Annotated in this window: 12 protein-coding genes; 8 read left to right on the top strand and 4 right to left on the bottom strand. The window is 59.6% G+C overall.

The annotated features are described in order from the left end of the window. Positions 1-88 precede the first annotated feature (88 nt). Entirely contained in the window at positions 89-1,363 is a 1,275-nt protein-coding gene (locus MEB48_RS07900; RefSeq protein ID WP_237883427.1) for an NAD(P)/FAD-dependent oxidoreductase, read from the bottom strand. A gap of 36 nt (positions 1,364-1,399) precedes the next feature. Beyond that, positions 1,400-2,068 (bottom strand): haloacid dehalogenase type II, encoded by a 669-nt coding sequence (locus MEB48_RS07895; protein WP_237883425.1) that lies wholly within the window; start codon positions 2,066-2,068, stop codon positions 1,400-1,402. A 463-nt stretch (positions 2,069-2,531) separates the two neighbouring features. Between MEB48_RS07895 and MEB48_RS07890 the strand changes: the two genes are divergently transcribed. Continuing rightward, positions 2,532-4,016 (top strand): aldehyde dehydrogenase family protein, encoded by a 1,485-nt coding sequence (locus MEB48_RS07890; RefSeq protein WP_237883423.1) that lies wholly within the window; start codon positions 2,532-2,534, stop codon positions 4,014-4,016. Positions 4,017-4,164: 148 nt separating this feature from the next. Here MEB48_RS07890 and MEB48_RS07885 read toward each other — a convergent pair whose 3' ends face one another. Both MEB48_RS07885 and nspC read right to left on the bottom strand, forming a co-directional pair. Further along, positions 4,165-5,400, bottom strand: a complete 1,236-nt coding sequence (locus MEB48_RS07885; protein ID WP_237883421.1) for a saccharopine dehydrogenase family protein — start codon at positions 5,398-5,400, stop codon at positions 4,165-4,167. Between the two features lie 27 nt (positions 5,401-5,427). Beyond that, positions 5,428-6,525 carry a carboxynorspermidine decarboxylase gene (gene nspC / locus MEB48_RS07880; protein ID WP_237883419.1) on the bottom strand — a complete coding sequence of 366 codons (1,098 nt, stop codon included), beginning with the start codon at positions 6,523-6,525 and terminating at the stop codon, positions 5,428-5,430. Positions 6,526-7,623: 1,098 nt separating this feature from the next. On the opposite strand from nspC, the gene bcsQ reads away from it, so the two are divergent. The 7 genes from bcsQ to MEB48_RS07845 are packed head-to-tail and all read left to right on the top strand — an operon-like array spanning position 7,624 to position 19,406. After that, positions 7,624-8,469: a cellulose biosynthesis protein BcsQ gene (gene bcsQ, locus MEB48_RS07875; protein WP_237883417.1), complete on the top strand. Its 846-nt coding sequence runs from the start codon at positions 7,624-7,626 to the stop codon at positions 8,467-8,469. Then, positions 8,466-10,697, top strand: coding sequence for a UDP-forming cellulose synthase catalytic subunit (gene bcsA / locus MEB48_RS07870; protein ID WP_237883415.1), 2,232 nt, complete (start codon positions 8,466-8,468; stop codon positions 10,695-10,697). Before bcsQ ends, bcsA begins: the two co-directional genes overlap by 4 nt. A 41-nt stretch (positions 10,698-10,738) precedes the next feature. Further along, entirely contained in the window at positions 10,739-12,988 is a 2,250-nt protein-coding gene (gene bcsB / locus MEB48_RS07865; protein WP_237883490.1) for a cellulose biosynthesis cyclic di-GMP-binding regulatory protein BcsB, read from the top strand. 7 nt (positions 12,989-12,995) lie between these two features. Then, on the top strand, positions 12,996-14,216 hold the full coding sequence (bcsZ, locus tag MEB48_RS07860; RefSeq protein WP_237883414.1) for a cellulose synthase complex periplasmic endoglucanase BcsZ: 1,221 nt from the start codon (positions 12,996-12,998) through the stop codon (positions 14,214-14,216). Continuing rightward, positions 14,192-18,055 carry a cellulose biosynthesis protein BcsC gene (locus MEB48_RS07855; RefSeq protein ID WP_237883412.1) on the top strand — a complete coding sequence of 1,288 codons (3,864 nt, stop codon included), beginning with the start codon at positions 14,192-14,194 and terminating at the stop codon, positions 18,053-18,055. Before bcsZ ends, MEB48_RS07855 begins: the two co-directional genes overlap by 25 nt. A 17-nt stretch (positions 18,056-18,072) precedes the next feature. Then, complete coding sequence (locus MEB48_RS07850) at positions 18,073-18,741, top strand: SGNH/GDSL hydrolase family protein (protein WP_237883410.1); 669 nt, start codon at positions 18,073-18,075, stop codon at positions 18,739-18,741. After that, positions 18,738-19,406, top strand: a complete 669-nt coding sequence (locus tag MEB48_RS07845) for an alginate O-acetyltransferase AlgF (RefSeq protein WP_237883408.1) — start codon at positions 18,738-18,740, stop codon at positions 19,404-19,406. The genes MEB48_RS07850 and MEB48_RS07845 overlap by 4 nt, the downstream gene beginning before the upstream one ends. Positions 19,407-19,421 lie beyond the last annotated feature (15 nt).

The raw sequence follows: 19,421 nt of genomic DNA, 5'->3' as shown, positions 1-19,421 counted from the left end.
TCCTACCTTTCGCAAATGATAAGGCTCAAGTGCTGGCGATTAAGCGCAGCGTGATTGAAACGTAAAAATGAGAAGCAACCACATGAACTCAGTGCAGGTAGTCCTGCAGGCGGTAATACGCACCTACCAAGGGCAGGAACCAGGGCTTGCCGAAATGCCCGGGAATGGCCGGCCACTCGAGTTCGCGCCAGGGATTGGCCTCGACCTTGCCGGCCATGACCTCGGCCATGACCTGTCCCATGTGCACCGACATCTGCACCCCATGACCGCTGTAACCCATGGAGTAATAAACGCCTCCATGCTGGCCGGCCCGGGGTAACCGGTCAGAGGTCATGTCCACCAACCCACCCCAGCAATAGTCGATCTTCACGCCAGCCAACTGCGGGAACATCCGCACCATTGCCGCTTGCAACACTTTGCCGCTCTTGGCGTCGGAAACGCTGTCAGACATGGCAAACCGCGCACGACCGCCAAACAGCAAGCGGTTGTCCGGCGTCAGGCGGAAGTAGTTACCGATCATGCGGCTGGTGACATAGGAACGCCGTGCCGGTAACAAGCTGTCGATCAGGGCCTGCGGTAGCACCTCGGTGGCGATCACGAAACTGCCCACCGGCACGATCCGCCGCCGATACCAGCCCAATCCGCCCTGCTGACAGGTGCCGGTGGCCAGCAGGACCTGTTTGGCATGCAGCGAGCCCTTGGTGGTGTTGACCTGATAGCCGCCGGCACAAGCTTTCCAATCCGTCACCGATACGCCTTGGAAGATCAACGCGCCGTGACGTGCTGCCGCTTCGGCCAGACCGACACCGAAGCGCCCGACGTGCATCTGCACGCCGTTGCGCTGCAGCAAACCTCCATGGAATTCGGCCGAGTTGACTTCAGCACGCGCCTCTTGCGCAGACAGCAACTCGACCTCGGCATCGACCTCGCGCCGAATCAATTCGCAGGTGCGCGCCAGGCTTTCGTAATGCATCGGTTTGGCGGCCAGCTTGAGCTTGCCATTGCGCTTGAGATCGCAGGCAATCTGCTCCTGTTCCACCAGTGAGACGACGCTCTGCACGGCGCTTTCATAGGCCAGATAATAGGCTCGCGCTTTATCAGCACCGAGGCTGGCGCTGAGCGCCGCGTAGTCCTGGGCAACGCCGGTGTTGCACTGACCGCCATTGCGCCCTGACGCCTCGCCAATTACCCGGCCCCCTTCCAGCACCACCACACTGGCCCCCTTCAAGGCCAGGGCCCGGGCCGCCGCCAGGCCGGTGAGACCACCACCAACGATGGCCACATCAACCTGCCCGGGCAACCCGCCGAACTGGGCACCGGTGAACACCGGTGCGGTATCGAGCCAATAGGACTCACTGCCCATGTCTAACCCCTTTTGCCTTGAAGAGTGCCGTGAGACTCAGAGACCGACCAATCCGGCCAACCCGCCGATGTCCGGGATCTGGTGGTAGCCATAAACCGCATTCGCCGGCTGTTCGTGACCACGGGCAACGAAGGCTTTGTTCTTGATCTTCATGTCGTGGGCCGACATCAGGTCATAACGGAAGCTCGAGGACACATGCAGAACGTCCTCCGGCCCGCAGCCCAGGTTGTCGAGCATGAACTCGAAGGCGGCCAGGCGCGGCTTGTAGGCCTGGGCCTGTTGGGCGGTGAAGACTTTATGGAAAGGCGCGCCGAGCTTGTCGACGTTGGACATGATCTGCTCGTCCATCGCGTTGGAGAAAATCACCAGCGGAATCTTGTCGGCGATTTTCGCCAGGCCAGCCGGCACGTCGGCATGTGGGCCCCACGTCGGTACGGCGTCGTAATAGAGTTGGCCTTCGCCTTTGTACTCGATGCCCCAACGTTTGCAGACCCGCGCCAGAGAGGTCTTGATAATCTCATCATACGGCCGCCAGTCACCCATCACCTGATCCAGACGATAGGCGGAGAAGTCCTTGACGAACTGATCCATTTGCCCGGCAGGGACACGATCGGCGAACAGCTCGCGCGTCATGTTTCCCATTTGGAAGTTGGTCAACGTGCCGTAGCAGTCAAAGGTAATAAACTTGGGTCGGAGAAAGCTCATGAGTGCAGTCCTGAATGATGGTTGAGGTCATGACGGGGCAAGCAGTTACTCCGTTCGAGAAGCATCGGGGCAACGCTGCATCACGAAATTATTACAACACCAAGAGACCCTGCATAAATCGTTAAAAGTATAGGTTGCTTGGCACAAACCACCGTTTTGCAGGGCTTGCTCAGCAGACTGTGCGGGATGCTCCAGACTCGGGCGCTGGCCTCCTTTTTCTGAGCTTTGTGGGCCGTTATAGCGCGCCGACGAACTCCCGAAACCCCACATGCGGCAGAATCTACCTGCGCAACGAGAACGGGCGCATCCCCCTGAGAGTGCGCCCGTTTAGCCTGGCAGATACAGCAGATTATCCCTTGCGAACTTAAAGAACGGCACATTGTGTCTGGGCCGCTTTGTTAGCTTATTGATGACTACCCTCTGCTGCTCGCAGTGCCTATTACCGCTCTAAGGAGCTCGTTGGATGACAACACAATCTTCGAATAGCTACAGCGTTGATCCGCAAACGTCTCACGCGTTTTATATCAATGGCTGTTGGTCTTCCCCGGCAGTCCCGGCCAGTTTGCCGGTGGTCAATCCGGCCACTGAAGAGGTTGTTGCACACGTCGCGCAAGGGTCCGCCGAGGATGTTGATCGGGCAGTCGCTGCGGCTCGTGCAGCCTTTGCTGGCTGGTCTGCCACCTCGGCAGCATCGCGCGCACTTTTCCTTGGAAAGATCCATGACCTCATCCTTGAACGAAAAGAAGTGCTCGCCCAGGCGATCTCTCTGGAAATGGGCGCAGCCATCGGTTCCGCACGGGCAATGCAAGTACCTCTGGCGGCCGAACACGTTCGGGTCGCACGTGATCTCCTGTCCACCTATCGCTTCCAAACCGTTAAAGGCGACACGGCGATTGAACGCGAACCCATAGGCGTCTGCGGTCTCATCACTCCGTGGAACTGGCCGCTTTATCAACTCACTGCGAAAGTCGCCCCGGCTATTGCGGCCGGATGCACAGTGGTCTTGAAACCCAGCGAACTGTCACCTCTGAGCGCCCTTCTTTTCGCCCAACTGGTGCATGACGCAGGCCTCCCACCGGGCGTCTTCAATCTGGTGAACGGAAGTGGCTCCGAGGTCGGCGCAGCCATGGCGGCGCACCCTGATATCGATATGATTTCAATTACCGGTTCAAACCGCGCGGGTGCGCTGGTCGCACAGGCGGCCGCCCCTACGGTGAAACGCGTCACGCAAGAGCTCGGAGGCAAGTCGCCGAATCTAATGCTTCCCGACGCCGACTTCGCCAAAGCCGTCCCGCTGGGCGTGATGTCTGCGTTTCGCAACGTCGGTCAATCGTGCAGCGCCCCGACAAGAATGATCGTTCCAAAAGATCGGCTGGCGGAGGTCGAATCGCTGGCGGCCGCAACCGCCAATGCGATCATCGTGGGTGATCCGCAATCGGAGGATACGGTACTCGGCCCCATTGCCAACGAGGCCCAGTTCAATCGCGTGCAAGCAATGATCGAAGCCGGCCTGAACGAAGGCGCAAAACTCGTTTGTGGCGGACCAGGACGTGTAGCGGGTCATGAAAAAGGTTTCTACACCCGACCCACTGTTTTCTCTGAGGTGGATTCGGCCATGCGCATCGCTCAAGAAGAAATCTTTGGTCCGGTGCTGTGCATCATCCCGTATGAAACGATCGATGAGGCGGTTGCTATCGCCAATGATACGGTCTACGGGCTGGGCGCCCATGTTCAGGCTCAGAACCTTGATCTTGCACGTGCAGTGGCCTCTCGTATTCGCGCGGGACAAGTGCATTTGAATTACCCCGCCTGGAATCCAATGGCTCCGTTCGGTGGCTACAAGCGCTCTGGTAATGGTCGTGAGTACGGTGTCTACGGTTTTGAAGAGTACCTGGAAACCAAAGCAATCATTGGATTTGGCGGGCCTGATAATCCTTCGCACACATAGGGCCAGTATTCTGATTTAACGTCAGGCCATGAGGTTACTGCCTCACCGCCTGCTCATCGGCACAAACCAAAACGCCGCTCAATGAGCGGCGTTTTTGCGTTTGGAGCGCGATACAAGTTTCACCTGTATTTGGCGCGCCTCAGGCGTTTCAGCTCCAGGGACGGTCTCCATTCTCGTCCTTGATGCGGGTCGGCAGGCCCATCACATCCAGCGCCTTGAGGAACGGCTCGGCCGGCAGCTCCTCGACGTTGGCCATGCGCTGCACATCCCACTCACCGCGTGCGACCAGCAGGGCTGCCGCTACCGGTGGTACGCCAGCGGTATAGGAAATGCCCTGGCTGTCGGTTTCTGCGTAGGCTTCCTCGTGGTCGGCCACGTTGTAGATGAACACTTCGCGCGGCTGGCCATCCTTGGTGCCTTTTACCAGGTCGCCGATGCAGGTCTTGCCGGTGTAGCCGGGCGCCAGCGAGCTCGGATCAGGGAGCACGGCCTTGACCACTTTCAGCGGCACGACTTCCAGGCCTTCAGCGGTTTTGACCGGTTGCTCGGAGAGCAGGCCGAGGTTCTTGAGTACGGTGAACACATTGATGTAGTGCTCGCCAAAGCTCATCCAGAAACGCACGTTGGGCACGCCGAGGTTCTTCGACAGGGAGTGCACTTCATCGTGGCCGGTCAGGTACAGGTTCTGCGCCCCTACGACCGGCAGGTCGTCGGTGCGTTTGACTTCGAACATCGTGTTGCTGGTCCACTGACTGTTCTGCCAGCTCCACACTTGTCCGGTGAATTCGCGGAAGTTGATTTCCGGGTCGAAATTGGTGGCGAAATACTTGCCGTGGGAACCGGCATTGACGTCGAGAATGTCGATCGAATCAATACGGTCGAAATACTGTTGCTGCGCCAGCGCTGCATAGGCGTTGACCACACCCGGGTCGAAGCCCACACCGAGGATGGCGGTGATGTTCTTCTCTTTGCACTCCTCGAGGTGCTTCCACTCGTAGTTGCCGTACCAGGGCGGCGTCTCGCAGACTTTGCCCGGTTCTTCGTGAATGGCGGTGTCCAGGTAGGCCACACCGGTATCGATACAGGCACGCAGTACCGACATGTTGAGGAAGGCGGAACCGACGTTGATGACGATCTGCGATCCGGTTTCACGGATCAGCGCCTTGGTCGCCTCGACGTCCAGAGCATTCAGCGAAAAGGCCTTGATGTCGGCGGGCTGCTTGAGGCTGCCCTTGGCCTTGACGCTGTCGATGATGGCCTGGCATTTGGAGATGTTGCGCGACGCGATAGCAATACGACCGAGTTCATCGTTGTGCTGCGCGCACTTGTGGGCCACCACCTTGGCGACACCTCCTGCACCAATGATAAGTACGTTCTTCTTCAATTTTTCTCTCTCTCCTTCTCTGCCAGCTTACGAAAGGCTGGACATGTAGTCGTTGTAACCAAACTCTCGAACCACCTCGACACTACCGTCGAGTTGTTTCACTACGATGGACGGCATTTTCAGGCCGTTGAACCAGTTCTTCTTGACCATGGTGTAACCCGCTGCATCGATGAACGACAGCCGATCGCCGATGGCCAAGGGACGATCAAATTGATACTCACCGAAAATATCGCCGGCCAGGCAGGATTTGCCGCACACCATGTAGGTGTGTTCGCCATCGCTTGGTGCCAGCTTGGCATTCAGGCGATAGATCAGCAGATCAAGCATGTGCGCCTCGATGGAGCTGTCCACGACGGCCAGGTGCTTGCCGTTGTAGAGGGTGTCGAGCACGGTGACTTCCAGCGACGCGCTCTGAGTGATGGCGGCTTCGCCCGGCTCCAGGTAGACCTGCACGCCGTATTTTTGCGAAAAGGCCTTGAGCCGCGCGCAGAACGCGTCGATCGCGTAGCCTTCGCCGGTGAAGTGAATGCCGCCGCCCAGGCTGACCCACTCGACCTTGTGCAGCAGATGGCCGAAGCGCTCTTCGATGGTACACAGCATCTGGTCGAACAGGCCGAAGTCGGCGTTCTCGCAGTTGTTGTGGAACATGAAGCCCGAGATCTGCTCGATGACCTGCTCGATCTTCACCGGATCCCACTCGCCCAGACGGCTGAACGGCCGCGCCGGGTCGGCTAGCAGGTAATCCGAGCTGCTCACCTGCGGATTGACCCGCAGACCGCGCACCTTGCCTGCTGAAGCTTCAGTGTAGCGCTGCAATTGACCGATGGAGTTGAAGATGATCTTGTCGCAGTTGTCGAGCATCTCCTCGATCTCGTCGTCGGCCCAGGCCACGCTGTAGGCGTGGGTCTCGCCAGCGAACTTCTGTCGACCGAGCTTGAGCTCATAGAGCGAAGACGACGTGGTGCCGTCCATGTATTGCTGCATCAGGTCGAACACCGACCAGGTGGCGAAGCACTTGAGTGCCAGCAGGGCCTTTGCCCCGGACTGTTCGCGCACATAAGCGATCTTCTGCATGTTCGCCAGCAGCTTTTGTTTGTCGATGAGGTAGTACGGCGTTTTGATCATTTCAGGCCTCCGGCAAGGCTAGCCAAAAAAAGGATGCGCATTGTGCCTTCACTGACTGCATATCGAAAGAGCAGAACGCCCAATTCGCCGAGTTGTCCTGAACGGGATCCGGGAGCCTGTTTGATTATTCCGGTAGAGGATCAGACGCCGCGCGCGACTCTCTGTATGGCACGCACCCGCACTGACAGCGCCATCCAGATAGAGACAATAACTATAAGCCTAAATAGGTTGATGTCGGCAGAAAGCATCGCGAACAGGCTCTCGCAACAGTTCTTCATCCATAGCCTGGTTAAAAACTTATAAGTCGATCCACAATTAGAAACCACCAACACAGTGTCGACCCTTCCCTGCTTGAACCAGCAATAACCCCGACTTCATTGACAGCCCGCCTAATAAGTAGATACACGCCCGCCATTTAAACTGCACTACACTTTCCGACTGTTATCAAACACTTCAATGATGCCATCAGGAGAACTCTTTTAACATGATGCACTCGCCAATTCGCCGACATGGAAAAACTCTCGATCACTCAAGCCACGGCCGCCAGCGCAGCCTCTAGCCCGAGGCTTAGGGCGTTAAATCCGGTTGACCAATGTGCATCAAACATCTCAAACAAGGGCCGTCAATAACCGTCACTGACTTTTTATAACAATCATTGACACTCAGACACAGACGCCAGATGATGGCGCCACATTGCCATCATCCAACAAAGCACCGACCTTGTCAGGTTAATGAACTCTATATGCCTGAGTTATTTAATTCCCGGTATAACGCATGAACTATGTAGATGACATCACCAGGCTTTTTGCAAGTTTTGGCGAAGCCGCAGGTAGTTACCAGGAAATACAACCCAGCTATAAAGACTTCAAAGATAACCTGACCCCGACTGTTACATCGGTCGCTGAGCAGGATTCAAGCGAGGCGCTGCCTCAAGCAACTACCGTCGTGCCTCTACTTGACGAGTTCGCGCCTCCCTTATTACTGATCGGCCCGCCCGTGAAGCGTGCAAAAAACGTTGTCATCTCGCTGCCTTCACCGAAAACAGCTCCCTTGCCGAGCGAGTCAACGGCGGCCTCTGTAACGGGTGACCAGTATCGTTTGAGCGAACTGTTACGTGAACTGAACCAGATTCGTCGAGACGGTCTGCCAACGCCTCGCAAGCAAACCAAGGCAAAGGTCATCGCTATCGTTTCGGCCAACGGCGGTGTGGGTAAAAGCACTGTCGCGGCCGGGCTGGCCAAGGCTCTCGGGCGCCTTGGCGGGCGAACCATCGCGATTGATCTGGACCCTCAGAACGCCCTGTCCAGTCACTTGGGCGCCCTTAAACAGGGGCCTGGATTGATCCAGCTGAAACACGCCGATGCCGACTGGAACGCCCATTGTCAGCCTGGCTATGGCGACAGCGAGCTCCTGCCCTTTGGCACGGGCAGCGTCAATGATCGCCGATCGCTCAAGCAGCAGTTGCTTGACGATACCGACTGGCTGAACCAGCGCCTGGTGTCGATGAATCTCGGTGAAAACGATACGGTGATCCTGGACACCCCTTCAGGCGCAAACGTCTATTCGCAACAGGCATTGGATGCCGCTGATCTGGCGCTGGTCATCACCGTTGCCGACGCCGCCTCCTATCTGGCGCTGGACACCATGGCGCAGTGGCTGGATACCACTCGAAGACATGCACAACGTCACAGGTATGTGCTTAACAAACAGGATGGTTCGCGTTCGTTCTGCCGAGACATGGGTTTGTTGTTCCAACGCCGGCTCGGCAGTGATCTGATCAGGACGATACGACTCGATCACCAACTCAACGAATCGCTGGCCTACAGCCGGGATCCTCTGCAGCACGCACCGGATTCCATTGGCTGTCAGGACATCCGTTCGCTTGCGAGTGCGGTTCACGCCTTGCTTCTCCCGGACGCTACCGACGAGCACGTCGCGCCATGACAGCCCAGCTCAATGCCCCCTCGCCAAAGACCTGGCGGTTGCAAGTGCTACTGGATACGTTCCAGGCTCGCTTCAACCGATGGCCCGAGCGCTATCGCCAAGCCCTGAAAATCACCGCCGGGCTGATTGCAGCATTGTTCGCGCTGGGCATCCTTACCGCACCGCTTGATCTGTATTCCCAGGCAGCGTTTGCCGCCGCGTGTTTCACCGTCAGCCTGATCATCCGCAAACAAGCCGGGCGACTGGCGATCCTGACCCTGATCACCCTCTCGTTGATCGCATCGTTACGTTATATGTACTGGCGCCTGACCGACACGCTGGATTTCGACAGGTGGCAGGATGCCGTATTTGGCTACGGGTTGGTCCTGGCCGAGCTGTATGCCTTGCTCGTCCTGGTATTCGGCTATGTCCAGACGGCCTGGCCGCTGCACCGCAAGCCACAGATTTTGCAGCAGGCGCCCGATCACTGGCCAACGGTCGACATCTTCATACCCACTTACAACGAAGCATTGAGCATCGTGAAACTGGTGGTGCTCGCCTCCCAAGCCATCGACTGGCCCGAAGCCAAGTTGCGTGTGCATGTACTCGATGACGGACGTCGGGAAGAGTTCCGGATTTTCTGCGAACAGATTGGTGTCAACTACATCACCCGCGACAACAATCAGCATGCCAAGGCCGGCAACCTCAATGAGGCGCTGAAAGTGACCGATGGCGAGTTCATTGCCGTATTTGACGCAGACCACGTCCCCACCCGCTCCTTTTTGCAAGTCACCATGGGCTGGTTTTTCAAGGATCCAAACCTGGCGTTGCTGCAAACCCCGCATTTTTTCTACTCACCCGACCCATTCGAAAAAAACCTCGATACGTTTCGCTCGGTCCCCAACGAAGGTGAGTTGTTCTACGGCCTGGTGCAGGACGGCAACGACCTTTGGAACGCAACATTCTTCTGCGGCTCCTGCGCCGTCATGCGCCGTACTCATCTGCTGGAAGTCGGCGGCATCGCCACCGAAACCGTGACAGAGGATGCGCACACCGCGCTCAAGCTCAATCGCCGGGGCTTCAATACTGCCTACCTTGCCATTCCCCAAGCAGCCGGCCTCGCCACGGAAAACCTTTCTCGCCACATCCGTCAGCGCGTACGTTGGGCGCGGGGCATGGCGCAGATTTTTCGCACCGACAACCCGCTGCTTGGCAAAGGCCTGAATCTGGGCCAGCGCATCTGTTACCTCAACGCCATGATGCATTTTTTCTACAGCCTGCCTCGCCTGGTGTTCTTGACCGCCCCCTTGGCCTACCTGATTTTCGACGCGCAGATATTCCACGCCTCGGCATTGATGGTGATGGTCTATGTGCTGCCCCATATTTTCCATTCCAGCCTGACCAACTCCAGCATCCAGGGGCGATTTCGTCATTCGTTCTGGAACGAAGTCTATGAGTCGGTTTTGGCCTGGTACATCATGCGACCCGTGCTGCTCGCCCTGATCAAACCGTCACTGGGAACGTTCAACGTGACCGATAAGGGCGGCACCATCAAGAACGATTACTTCGACTGGAAGCTCGCGCGCCCCTACATCGTGTTGCTGACCTTGAACATGCTCGGCCTGGTGACCGGTTTGGTGAAACTGATCGGGAGTGATTCGGCCGAGGGCGCTACCTTGTTGATCAACCTGGCCTGGACCCTCTACAACATCATCATCGTCAGCACCGCGGTCGCGGTTGCCACTGAGTCTTCGCAGGTACGCGTCGAACCCAGGGTCCCCGCCGATCTGCCCGTGCGTGCCTACCGTCAAGATGGCACGTGGTTCGATTGCACCACCCAGAATTTCTCGCAGAATGGCGTAGGTCTCAACCTGCCAGGCGATATTCGACTCTGCCCCCAGGAGACGCTGCAACTCAGCATTCTGCGCACGCCGCCCTCCAGCCTCTTTCCTGTAACGGCGATATTCAGCCACGGCAATGTGGCCGGCGTGCAATTCGATGCCATGCCCCTGCGTCTGCAGAGTGAACTGGTGCGACTCACGTTTTCACGCGCCGATACGTGGGCCAGCACATGGGGTAACGGTCGCCCCGACGCCCCTATGTCGGCCCTGAGGGACGTCAGCCGCATCGGCCTGCGCGCCATTCTCCGCCTGTTCATGGCCACCCTTAAAGATGGTCAGGCGCTGCTGCGCAAACGTTCGAACACGCCATCATCTATCGACCCTATCGCGGAAATGCACCGATCTTGAACTGTTCCTCTCGCCAGACCTCGACGCCTCGCCGCTCACTCCTGTTTATCGCCTGCACACTATTGGGCGGGAGTGCTGTAGCCCTGAGTGTTGCCGCCCAACCCAGTGCCACAACGGCGACGATCACACCGCCGCCGCTGACCGATGCGCCGCCCAACAGCTACACGCGCACGCTCAAGGAACTGGGAAAGAACTATTCGATGAGCCTCAAAGGTGTGGAGGCAACGGACAGTGTGAACTTCGATGTGCGTGCCGATGAAATCGTGATGGCGGCGCAGGTCACGCTGAAATACAGCTACTCACCGGCACTGCTGGCCGACCTTTCGCAAATCAACGTATTGGTTAACGATCAAGTGGCCGCCAGCCTGCCCCTGCCCAAGGAAGACGCCGGCGGGTTGCAGACCCGGACCGTGCAGATCCCGCCGCAGATGATTACCGAGTTCAACCGGCTCAGCCTGCAGTTCATCGGTCACTACACGATGCAATGCGAAGACCCGTTGCACTCCAGTCTGTGGGCCAGGATCGATAACGCCAGCCAGTTGAGCCTCCAGGTGTCCTCGGTGCCACAGCCCAACGATCTTTCCGCGTTGCCGCTGCCCTTGTTCGATCCACGCGACGCCTTGCCCTTGAAGCTGCCCTTCGTGTTCATCTCACGCCCTGACACCTCCGAGCTGGAGGCCGCCGGTATTCTGTCTTCCTGGTTCGGCGCCCTGGCCAGCTACCGTGGCGCGACTTTTCCGGTCAATCTCACCCAGCTGCCGACCACTGGCAACGCCGTGGTGTTTGTCAGCAGCAGCGAAGCAGCGACGTTGAGTGGCCTCAAGATCAAAGAGGTCACCGGCCCGCGATTGACGATGGTGAGTAACCCGAATGATCCTCAAGGCAAGCTGTTGATCGTTTCCGGGCGTGATGGCGCCGATCTGAAAATCGCCGCCACTGCGCTGGCACTCGGCGGCTCGGCCTTTTCGGGGCAAAGTGTGGCGATTGATCGCATCGACGCGATCAAGCCACGCCAGCCCTATGATGCGCCCAACTGGTTGCCCTCTGACCGCCCGGTACGCCTGGGTGAACTGGCCAAAGCGGCGGAGCTCAACGTGTCGGGTTACAACCCTGGGCAAATGACGGTGGCCCTGCGTTTGCCACCGGACCTGTTCAACTGGCGTGAGCCCGGCGCGCAACTGGATTTGAAGTACCGCTATACGCCCCAACCGGTTGCTACCAACTCCTCGTTGCTGGTCAGCTTCAACGACACGTTCATCAAATCGATCGAGTTGCCCTCCATCGAGAAGCTCGGCAACAGCGACAGCCTGCTGGCGATGCTCAAAACCGACGACAGCCTGGCCCGCACATCGCGCATGCTGTTGCCGCTCAACTCGGTAGCCCTGCAATCGCGTCTGCAATTTCGCTTTATGTATGACTACATCAAGCAGGGCGACTGCCGCGACATCATCATCGACAACATGCGCGGTGCGATTGACCCGGACTCAACGCTGGACGTCAGCCACTACGACCACTTCATGGCCATGCCCAATCTTGGTGTGTTCAAGGACAGTGGTTTTCCGTTCACGCGTATGGCCGATCTTTCTGAAACCTCAGTGATCCTGCCCAATGACCCGGGCCCGGCCGACCTCAGCGCCTACCTGACCCTGCTCGGTCGCTTTGGCGATTCCACCGGCTACCCGGCCACCGGCCTGAGAGTGGTCCACGCCGACCAGTTGGCCGAGCAACGTGATCGGGATTTGCTGGTTCTCGCCTCAGGCAATAACCAACCGCTGCTTAAGCAATGGCAGAGCCTGCTGCCGGCCAGGACTGAAGGCGATGAGCAATACGTCGAGCTGTCCGACCTGCCTTTGCGCGTACGCAACTGGGTCAGCCCGGATACGCAAAGCAATCTGCGCAAGGCGCGTAACAGCCTCAGGTTCTCCGCTGAGGACGGCAGTGCTTATCTGACCGGATTCGAATCACCGCTCAAGAGCGGACGCAGCGTGGTGTTCATCGCCAGCGCGCGGCCCAGTGGTCTCGCCGAGGTGACTGATGCCTTGCTCAGCAGCGACGCAAACGCCCACTCACTGCAAGGCAGCCTGGTGGCGATCAAGGGCAAGCACGTTGAGTCGCTGGTCGCCGAACAGGATTACTACGTCGGACGTTTGGGCCCGTTGCGCTTTGTACAGTGGTACCTCTCGCAACACGGATTGGCACTCGCACTGGTCACGCTGATTGGGGTCCTGTTGCTGACCTCGTTGGCCTACCTGTCCTTGCGCATGCGGGCCAAACGTCGTCTTGGTCAGTAAGCCACGCATGCCGCCGTCGATCATGGACTGGTCACTTCGTCAGTGCCTGCGCGGGTTGAGCGTTGTACTGGCATTGGCGCTGGTGACGCCTGCGATGGCGGCCCGCCAACCTTGCGAGGAGCCGACATGGCCGCTGTGGCACACCTATGCGTCGCGCTTCGTCCAGGCCGATGGCCGGGTGCTGGAATCCAGCCTGGAGAACAATCACAGCACGTCGGAAGGTCAGTCCTACGCCATGCTCTTCGCCCTTATCGGCAATGACCCGCAACGCTTCGACCAATTGTGGCGCTGGACTGCCGCAAACCTCGCCGGGTCCGCCATTGGCACACGCCTGCCGGGCTGGTTATGGGGGCAAGGCGCGGATGGTCAATGGCGCTTGCAAGACAGCCACTCCGCCTCCGACGCCGACCTGTGGTTCGCCTACGCCCTGCTCGAAGCCGCACGCCTGTGGCATCGGCCGGACTATCGTCAGGACGCTCTGCAACTCATGGCAACCATCGAAGCGCAGTTGATTGTTGATCTGCCCGGGCTGGGCCCGATGCTACTGCCCGGGCCAGAGGGTTTCATCCAGCCCGGTCCGCTCTGGCGGCTGAACCCCAGTTACCTGCCACTTCCCGTGTTGCGGCGGTTGGCCAAGGAAGCACCTTCCGGCCCCTGGCCAGCCATTGCCCACAACACGGCGACGATGATCAGCCAATCAAGCCCCCACGGCTTCGTGGCTGACTGGGTCGGTTATCAGGGCACCTCAGCCCAATCCGGCGACTTCGTCAGCGACCCGATCAAAGGTGAGACGGGGAGTTACGATGCCATTCGCGTCTACCTCTGGCTGGGGATGAGCGACGTCAGGGAACCGCTGGCGGCGCCCCTGTTGAAACAGCTCGATGGCATGGCCCGCCTCACTGCCGCGACCGGTCGGCCGCCGGAAACCGTTCAGGTCCTGCAAGGCAGCGTTCAGGGTCAGAGCCCTTTCGGATTCAGCGCGGCACTGATTCCTTACTTTCATGCCAAGGGCCAATCCGACGTCGCCCTCGTACTGCGCCAGCGCGCCGAACAAGACTTGCGCGAAGCCCTGGCCAGACCCGATGCCAGTGCGGGCCCGCCTCGCTACTACAACTTCATGCTCAGCCTGTTCGCGTTCGGCTGGGCAGATAAACACTATCGATTCCGGGAAGACGGAACACTGAAACTCTCCTGGGAGACCGCATGCACGCGCATCACCGCACGCTAACCATCGCCGTGATGAGCGCGTTGACAGCCTCGGCTGTCCACGCGCAAAGCCCGACGCCTCAGACATTACTCATCGGGCAGGGACAGTACTGGCAGTTGCACAAAAACCCTCAACGCGCGGCGGAAGTCTGGCTCAAAGTCCTGCAGCTGGACCCCACCCAGATCGATGCGCTGTATGGCCTGGGCCTGATCGGTGTGCAGCAGGAAAAGCCCCAGCAAGCGCAGCAATACCTCGCCCGCCTGCAGGCACTCCAGCCAGTGCCCCGCCAGGCATTGCAACTGGCACAGGACATCGCCCTGGCACAACCGCTAAACCAGCAACGCCTGGAAGAAGCCCGCCGCCTCGTCGATGCCGGCGAGCGCGACAAGGCAACCGCCGTGTTTCGTGGGTTATTTGGGGGTAATCCCCCTCAAGGCGTGATCGGCCGAGAGTATTACAACAACCTGGCCTTCAATCAGGCTGACTGGCCCGAAGCGCGCAGCGGGTTTCAGCGCTTGCAGCGGGAAATGCCCGACGACTCGATCGTCGCGCTGTTTTACGCCAAGCATCTGGTCCGCCGTGAAGACAGCCGTGCCGAGGGCATCCGCGCCCTGGCCGCGCTGACCCAGCGTGCCGACATTGCCGGTGATGCCGACGAAAGCTGGCGCCTGGCGCTGACCTGGATCGGTCCGCCCAATCCTGCACAAATGCCGTTGTTCGAGTCGTACCTCAAGACGCATCCGGATGACGTGGAAATCCGCGCGCAGATGAACAAGGGCAAGCAACAGGTGGCAACAACGGCCAGCAATGAATGGCAACCGCCCGCCGAAGTCGCGCGCGGTCTGAAGGCGCTCAAAGAAGGCGATCAGGCCACCGCCGAACAGGCTTTTCAAGCTCGCTTGAAAACCCGGCCCGATGATGCTGATGCGCTGGGCGGCCTTGGGGTTGTTCGCCAGCAGCAACACCGACTGGCCGAAGCGGAAAAGCTCTTGAGTCAGGCCACGCGACAACCCGGCGGCAGCCACTGGCAAGTTGCGTTGAACGAAGTGCGCTACTGGTCGGCGTTGCAGCAGGCCCGCGACGCCCAGGCCAAAGGCCAGACAGCCCAGGCACAAGCCTTGGTAAACCAGGCGCTGCGGCTGAATCCAAACGGGGCCGACGCTCGCCTCGCCCTGGCGGATATCCAGGCCAGCGCGGGCCAGTTCGACGACGCTCAGCGCAACTATCGGCAGATTTTGAACCAGCGCCGCGACGACCCTCAAGCACAGGAAGGGCTGGTCAATGTGCTGCTCAAGAGCGGCAAGAACGATGAAGCCCTGCAACTGATCAACAGCCTGCCCGCCACCGGACAGGCAAAGATCGGCCAGTCCGCACGCCTGCAAGCCTTGCGCGCGACGCAACTGGCCGCCCTCGCCGAACAACGCAACGACCTGCCCGCTGCACGCAACGCCTTGCAAGACGCGCTGCGCTACGAACCGGACAACATCTGGACACGTTTCGCCCTGGCCCGCCTGAACCTGGCGATGGGCGAACCGCAAAAGGCTCGGGACCTGATCAACGCCATGCTCCAGGCCCACCCCGACAATGCCGATGCGCTTTACGTCAGCGCCTTGCTGTCGGTCCAGATGGGTGAGTGGAAAGCCGCTCAGACAACGTTGGGACGCTTGCGCCCTGACCAGCGCACCCCGGACATGGACGCGCTGGCCGCGGATGTCAGCCTCAACCTGCAACTCAGTCAGGCGATCGAGTTGGGCAAGCGCGGACAGCGCCAGGAAGCCCTGACCTTGCTCGATCGTATTCAGCCGATGGCCAACAACAGTCCAGATCGCACGGCAAGCCTGGCCTCGGCCTATGTCGACATCGACGAGCCGACCCGTGCACTGGCCCTCATGCGCGGCCAGTTGCAAAACACCACGGCGCCCTCGGCAGACTTCATCCTGCAATACGCCGCTGTCCTGCTTAAAACCGGAGAAGACGCACAGGTCAACGAGATTCTGCGCGACCTTCAGAACAAGCCGTTGAACGCGCCGGCCCGCAAGCGTTTCGACGACCTGCTCTATCTCTATCGCATCCGCCAGGCTGACCAACTGCGTGAACGAGGCAATCTGGCCAGCGCTTATGACACGCTAGCGCCCGCACTGGCGCAACGTCCCGGTGACAGCGCTGCCGTCGCGGCGCTGGCGCGGATGTACTCGGCCAACGGCGACACGGCAAAAGCCCTCGAACTCTACAAACCGCTGTTACAACGTCAGCCAAACGACCCGCAATTGCTGTTGGGTGCCGCCGATGCGGCGGTGTTGGCACATGACACTGCCTTTGCCGAACAGGCACTGCAACAGTTGCTCAAGACTGAATCCGGTAACCCTCAAACGCTGACAGAGGCCGCCCGCCTCTATCAGAATATGGGCAAGACCGGCACGGCGACCGATCTGCTGCGCAAAGCGGTGGCCATTGAACAGAGCGAGAAACGCAGAACCCAGGGCGGCCAACTGGCCGGTTCGACGGTGGCGCCCAACCCTTTTGCCGGGGTGTCGGGTCCACGTAGCGAGGTCAGTCGCGACACCTTGCTGGCAGCGATCCCGCCACCGGTCCAGGAGATGCCGGGCAGCGTGAGGTCTCAGACCCCTTTTGGCATCGACGCCCCGCCAAGGCCGCAGCAGGCGAGCAATGCATTCGAGTCGCAGCTGCCGCGCGCAGCACGGGTGAGCGAGGACATCAGCCCCGCGCAACTGGCGCTGAATAAAATCCTTCAGGAGCGCAGTGCCTACGTCACCCAGGGCGTGAGCATTCGCAGCAACGACAGTGAGTCGGGGTTGAGCAAACTGACCGATATTGAAACACCGCTGGAAATCAATATTCCGCTGGATGAAAGCCGCGTTGCCCTGCGCGTGACGCCGGTCTCGCTGAACGCCGGCAGTGCCAGCGGCGAGGCACTTCAGCGTTTCGGTAGCGGTGCGCGGAGCGACGGCGTCGGATCACAAAAAGCCGAGGGTGTCGGCCTTTCTGTCGCCATTCAACGGCCCGCGGATGGGCTCAAAGCCGATCTCGGCACCACCCCGCTCGGCTTCAAATACACCACCGCCACTGGCGGCATCAGCATTGATCGCCCGGTAAGCGACGCCTCCAATGTCCGTTACGGGGTGAGCGTTTCCCGGCGCCCGGTAACCGACAGCGTGACCTCGTTTGCCGGCACCACGGACAAACGCAGCGGCCAGTCCTGGGGCGGCGTGAGCGCCAACGGCGGGCGTGCTCAGTTGAGCTATGACGACAACGAAGTTGGCGCCTATGGCTACGCCTCCTGGCACCAACTGCTGGGCAACCATGTCCAGTCCAACAACCGCAGTGAACTGGGCAGTGGCGTCTACTGGTACCTGCAAAATGAAACGGATAGCAAATTGACCGTCGGCCTGAGCATGACCGGCATGAGCTACGCCAACAATCAGGACTTTTTCACCTACGGCCATGGCGGCTATTTCAGCCCGCAGACGTTCTTCGCCCTGGGCATTCCGGTGACCTGGGCACAACGCAGCGGGCGCTTGACGTATCAAGTCAAGGGCTCGGTCGGCGTGCAGCATTTCGAGCAGGACAGCGCCGGCTATTTCCCCAACGACAAAGCCATGCAAGCGGCCTCGGGCCTGCGCTACGAAGGGCAAAACAAAACCGGGATCGGCTACAGCGTTGCCGCGGCGGCTGAATACAAGGTCGCTTCGAACTTCCTCTTGGGCGCCAACCTGGGCCTGGACAACGCCCGCGACTACCAGCAAGTCAGCGGTGCCTTGTCGTTGCGCTACCTTTTCGAGGATATCAGCGGCCCCATGAGCTTGCCGGTCAGCCCCTACACCTCACCTTATTCCAACTGATCATTCTGGAGCTTTCGATGCCCACTTCTGCCCTCGCCGGCCTCACTCTGCTTGTTCTTGGGGAGAGTCATATGAGCCTTGCGGATCATTTGCTGGAGCCCTTGCACGACAACCTGACTCGTCAAGGCGCGCTCGTTCATTCCATTGGCGCCTGTGGTGCCAGCGCGTCCGACTGGCTGATCAGCAAGAAGGTCGACTGCGGTGCCGAGCGCAAAGGCAATGACAAAATAGTGATCAAGGGCCGCGAGGCGAGTACCACACCGATCCAGGACCTGATCGCGGCCGACAAACCTGACCTCGTGGTATTGGTCATCGGTGACACCATGGCGTCCTATGACAAACCGGTGTTTCCGAAAACCTGGGCCTGGCAAAGCATCACCGGCCTGGCCAAGGCTATCGCTGCCACCGGCACGCGTTGTGCCTGGGTAGGTCCAGCCTGGGGCAAAGCGGGCGGCATGTACCAGAAAAATGATCTGCGCACCCATTTGATGTCCCAGTTTCTGGCCGCCAACGTTGCGCCTTGCACCTATATTGATTCGCTGGCGTTCTCCAAACCCGGGCAATGGGTGACCACCGATGGGCAGCACTTCACCGTTGCCGGTTATCAATCCTGGGGCACCGCCATCGGCACTGCATTGGCCAAACTGCCCGCCGCCAGCCTGGCCAGCAAAGGAGCCGGAAAATGACTCGAGCAAAGCTGGCCGCCGCCCTGTCCTTGTTGTTGAGCCTGCAGGCCCAGGGCGCTGACATTGCTCTGTACCCGACGGGGCCGGACCAGGACTCGGCGTTTCTGCGCTTCATCAACGCCGCCGACCAACCGTTGCAAATACTGGCCGAGAATTCTCGGGCAAATCTGCGGCTCGAAGGCCGCAATGCCGTGTCCGACTACCTCTCGGTACCCGCCAGCAAGCCGATCAAGGGCACCCTGGAACGCGGCGGCAAAAGCCAGCCGCTGGACATCCAGGTCCTGGCCGGGGAGTTCGCGACCGTGATTGCATTGCCGGACAGCGCTGAGGGCATGCGCCCTGTCGTCATCCGCGAGCAGCCTGAGGATTTCAATAGCTTGAGAGCCTCATTGGCGTTTATCAACGCCGATGCCGCTTGCCCCCGGGCCGGGTTGCGCGCTTCGCGGTTGAATGCTGAATTGTTCAAGGATGTGGCCAGCGCCAGTGTGCAACGCCGCGCGATTAACCCGGTCAGTCTTTCGGTTCAGTTGGTGTGCGCCCAAACAAACGTAGGTGCACCGCTTGATCTCGGTCAGCTCAAGGCCGGCGAGCGCTACAGCGTCGTGCTGTTGCCTGGCGCAAATGGCCCGTACCTGTTGCTCGCGACTGACGTCCTGGCCCACTGATCGGATGGCGTCACC

Source organism: Pseudomonas sp. PGPR40 (assembly GCF_022014505.1).
Taxonomy (GTDB): domain Bacteria; phylum Pseudomonadota; class Gammaproteobacteria; order Pseudomonadales; family Pseudomonadaceae; genus Aquipseudomonas.
The sequence above is the reverse complement of the archived record's forward strand: the minus strand, read 5'-3'. Positions and strand labels throughout refer to the sequence as shown.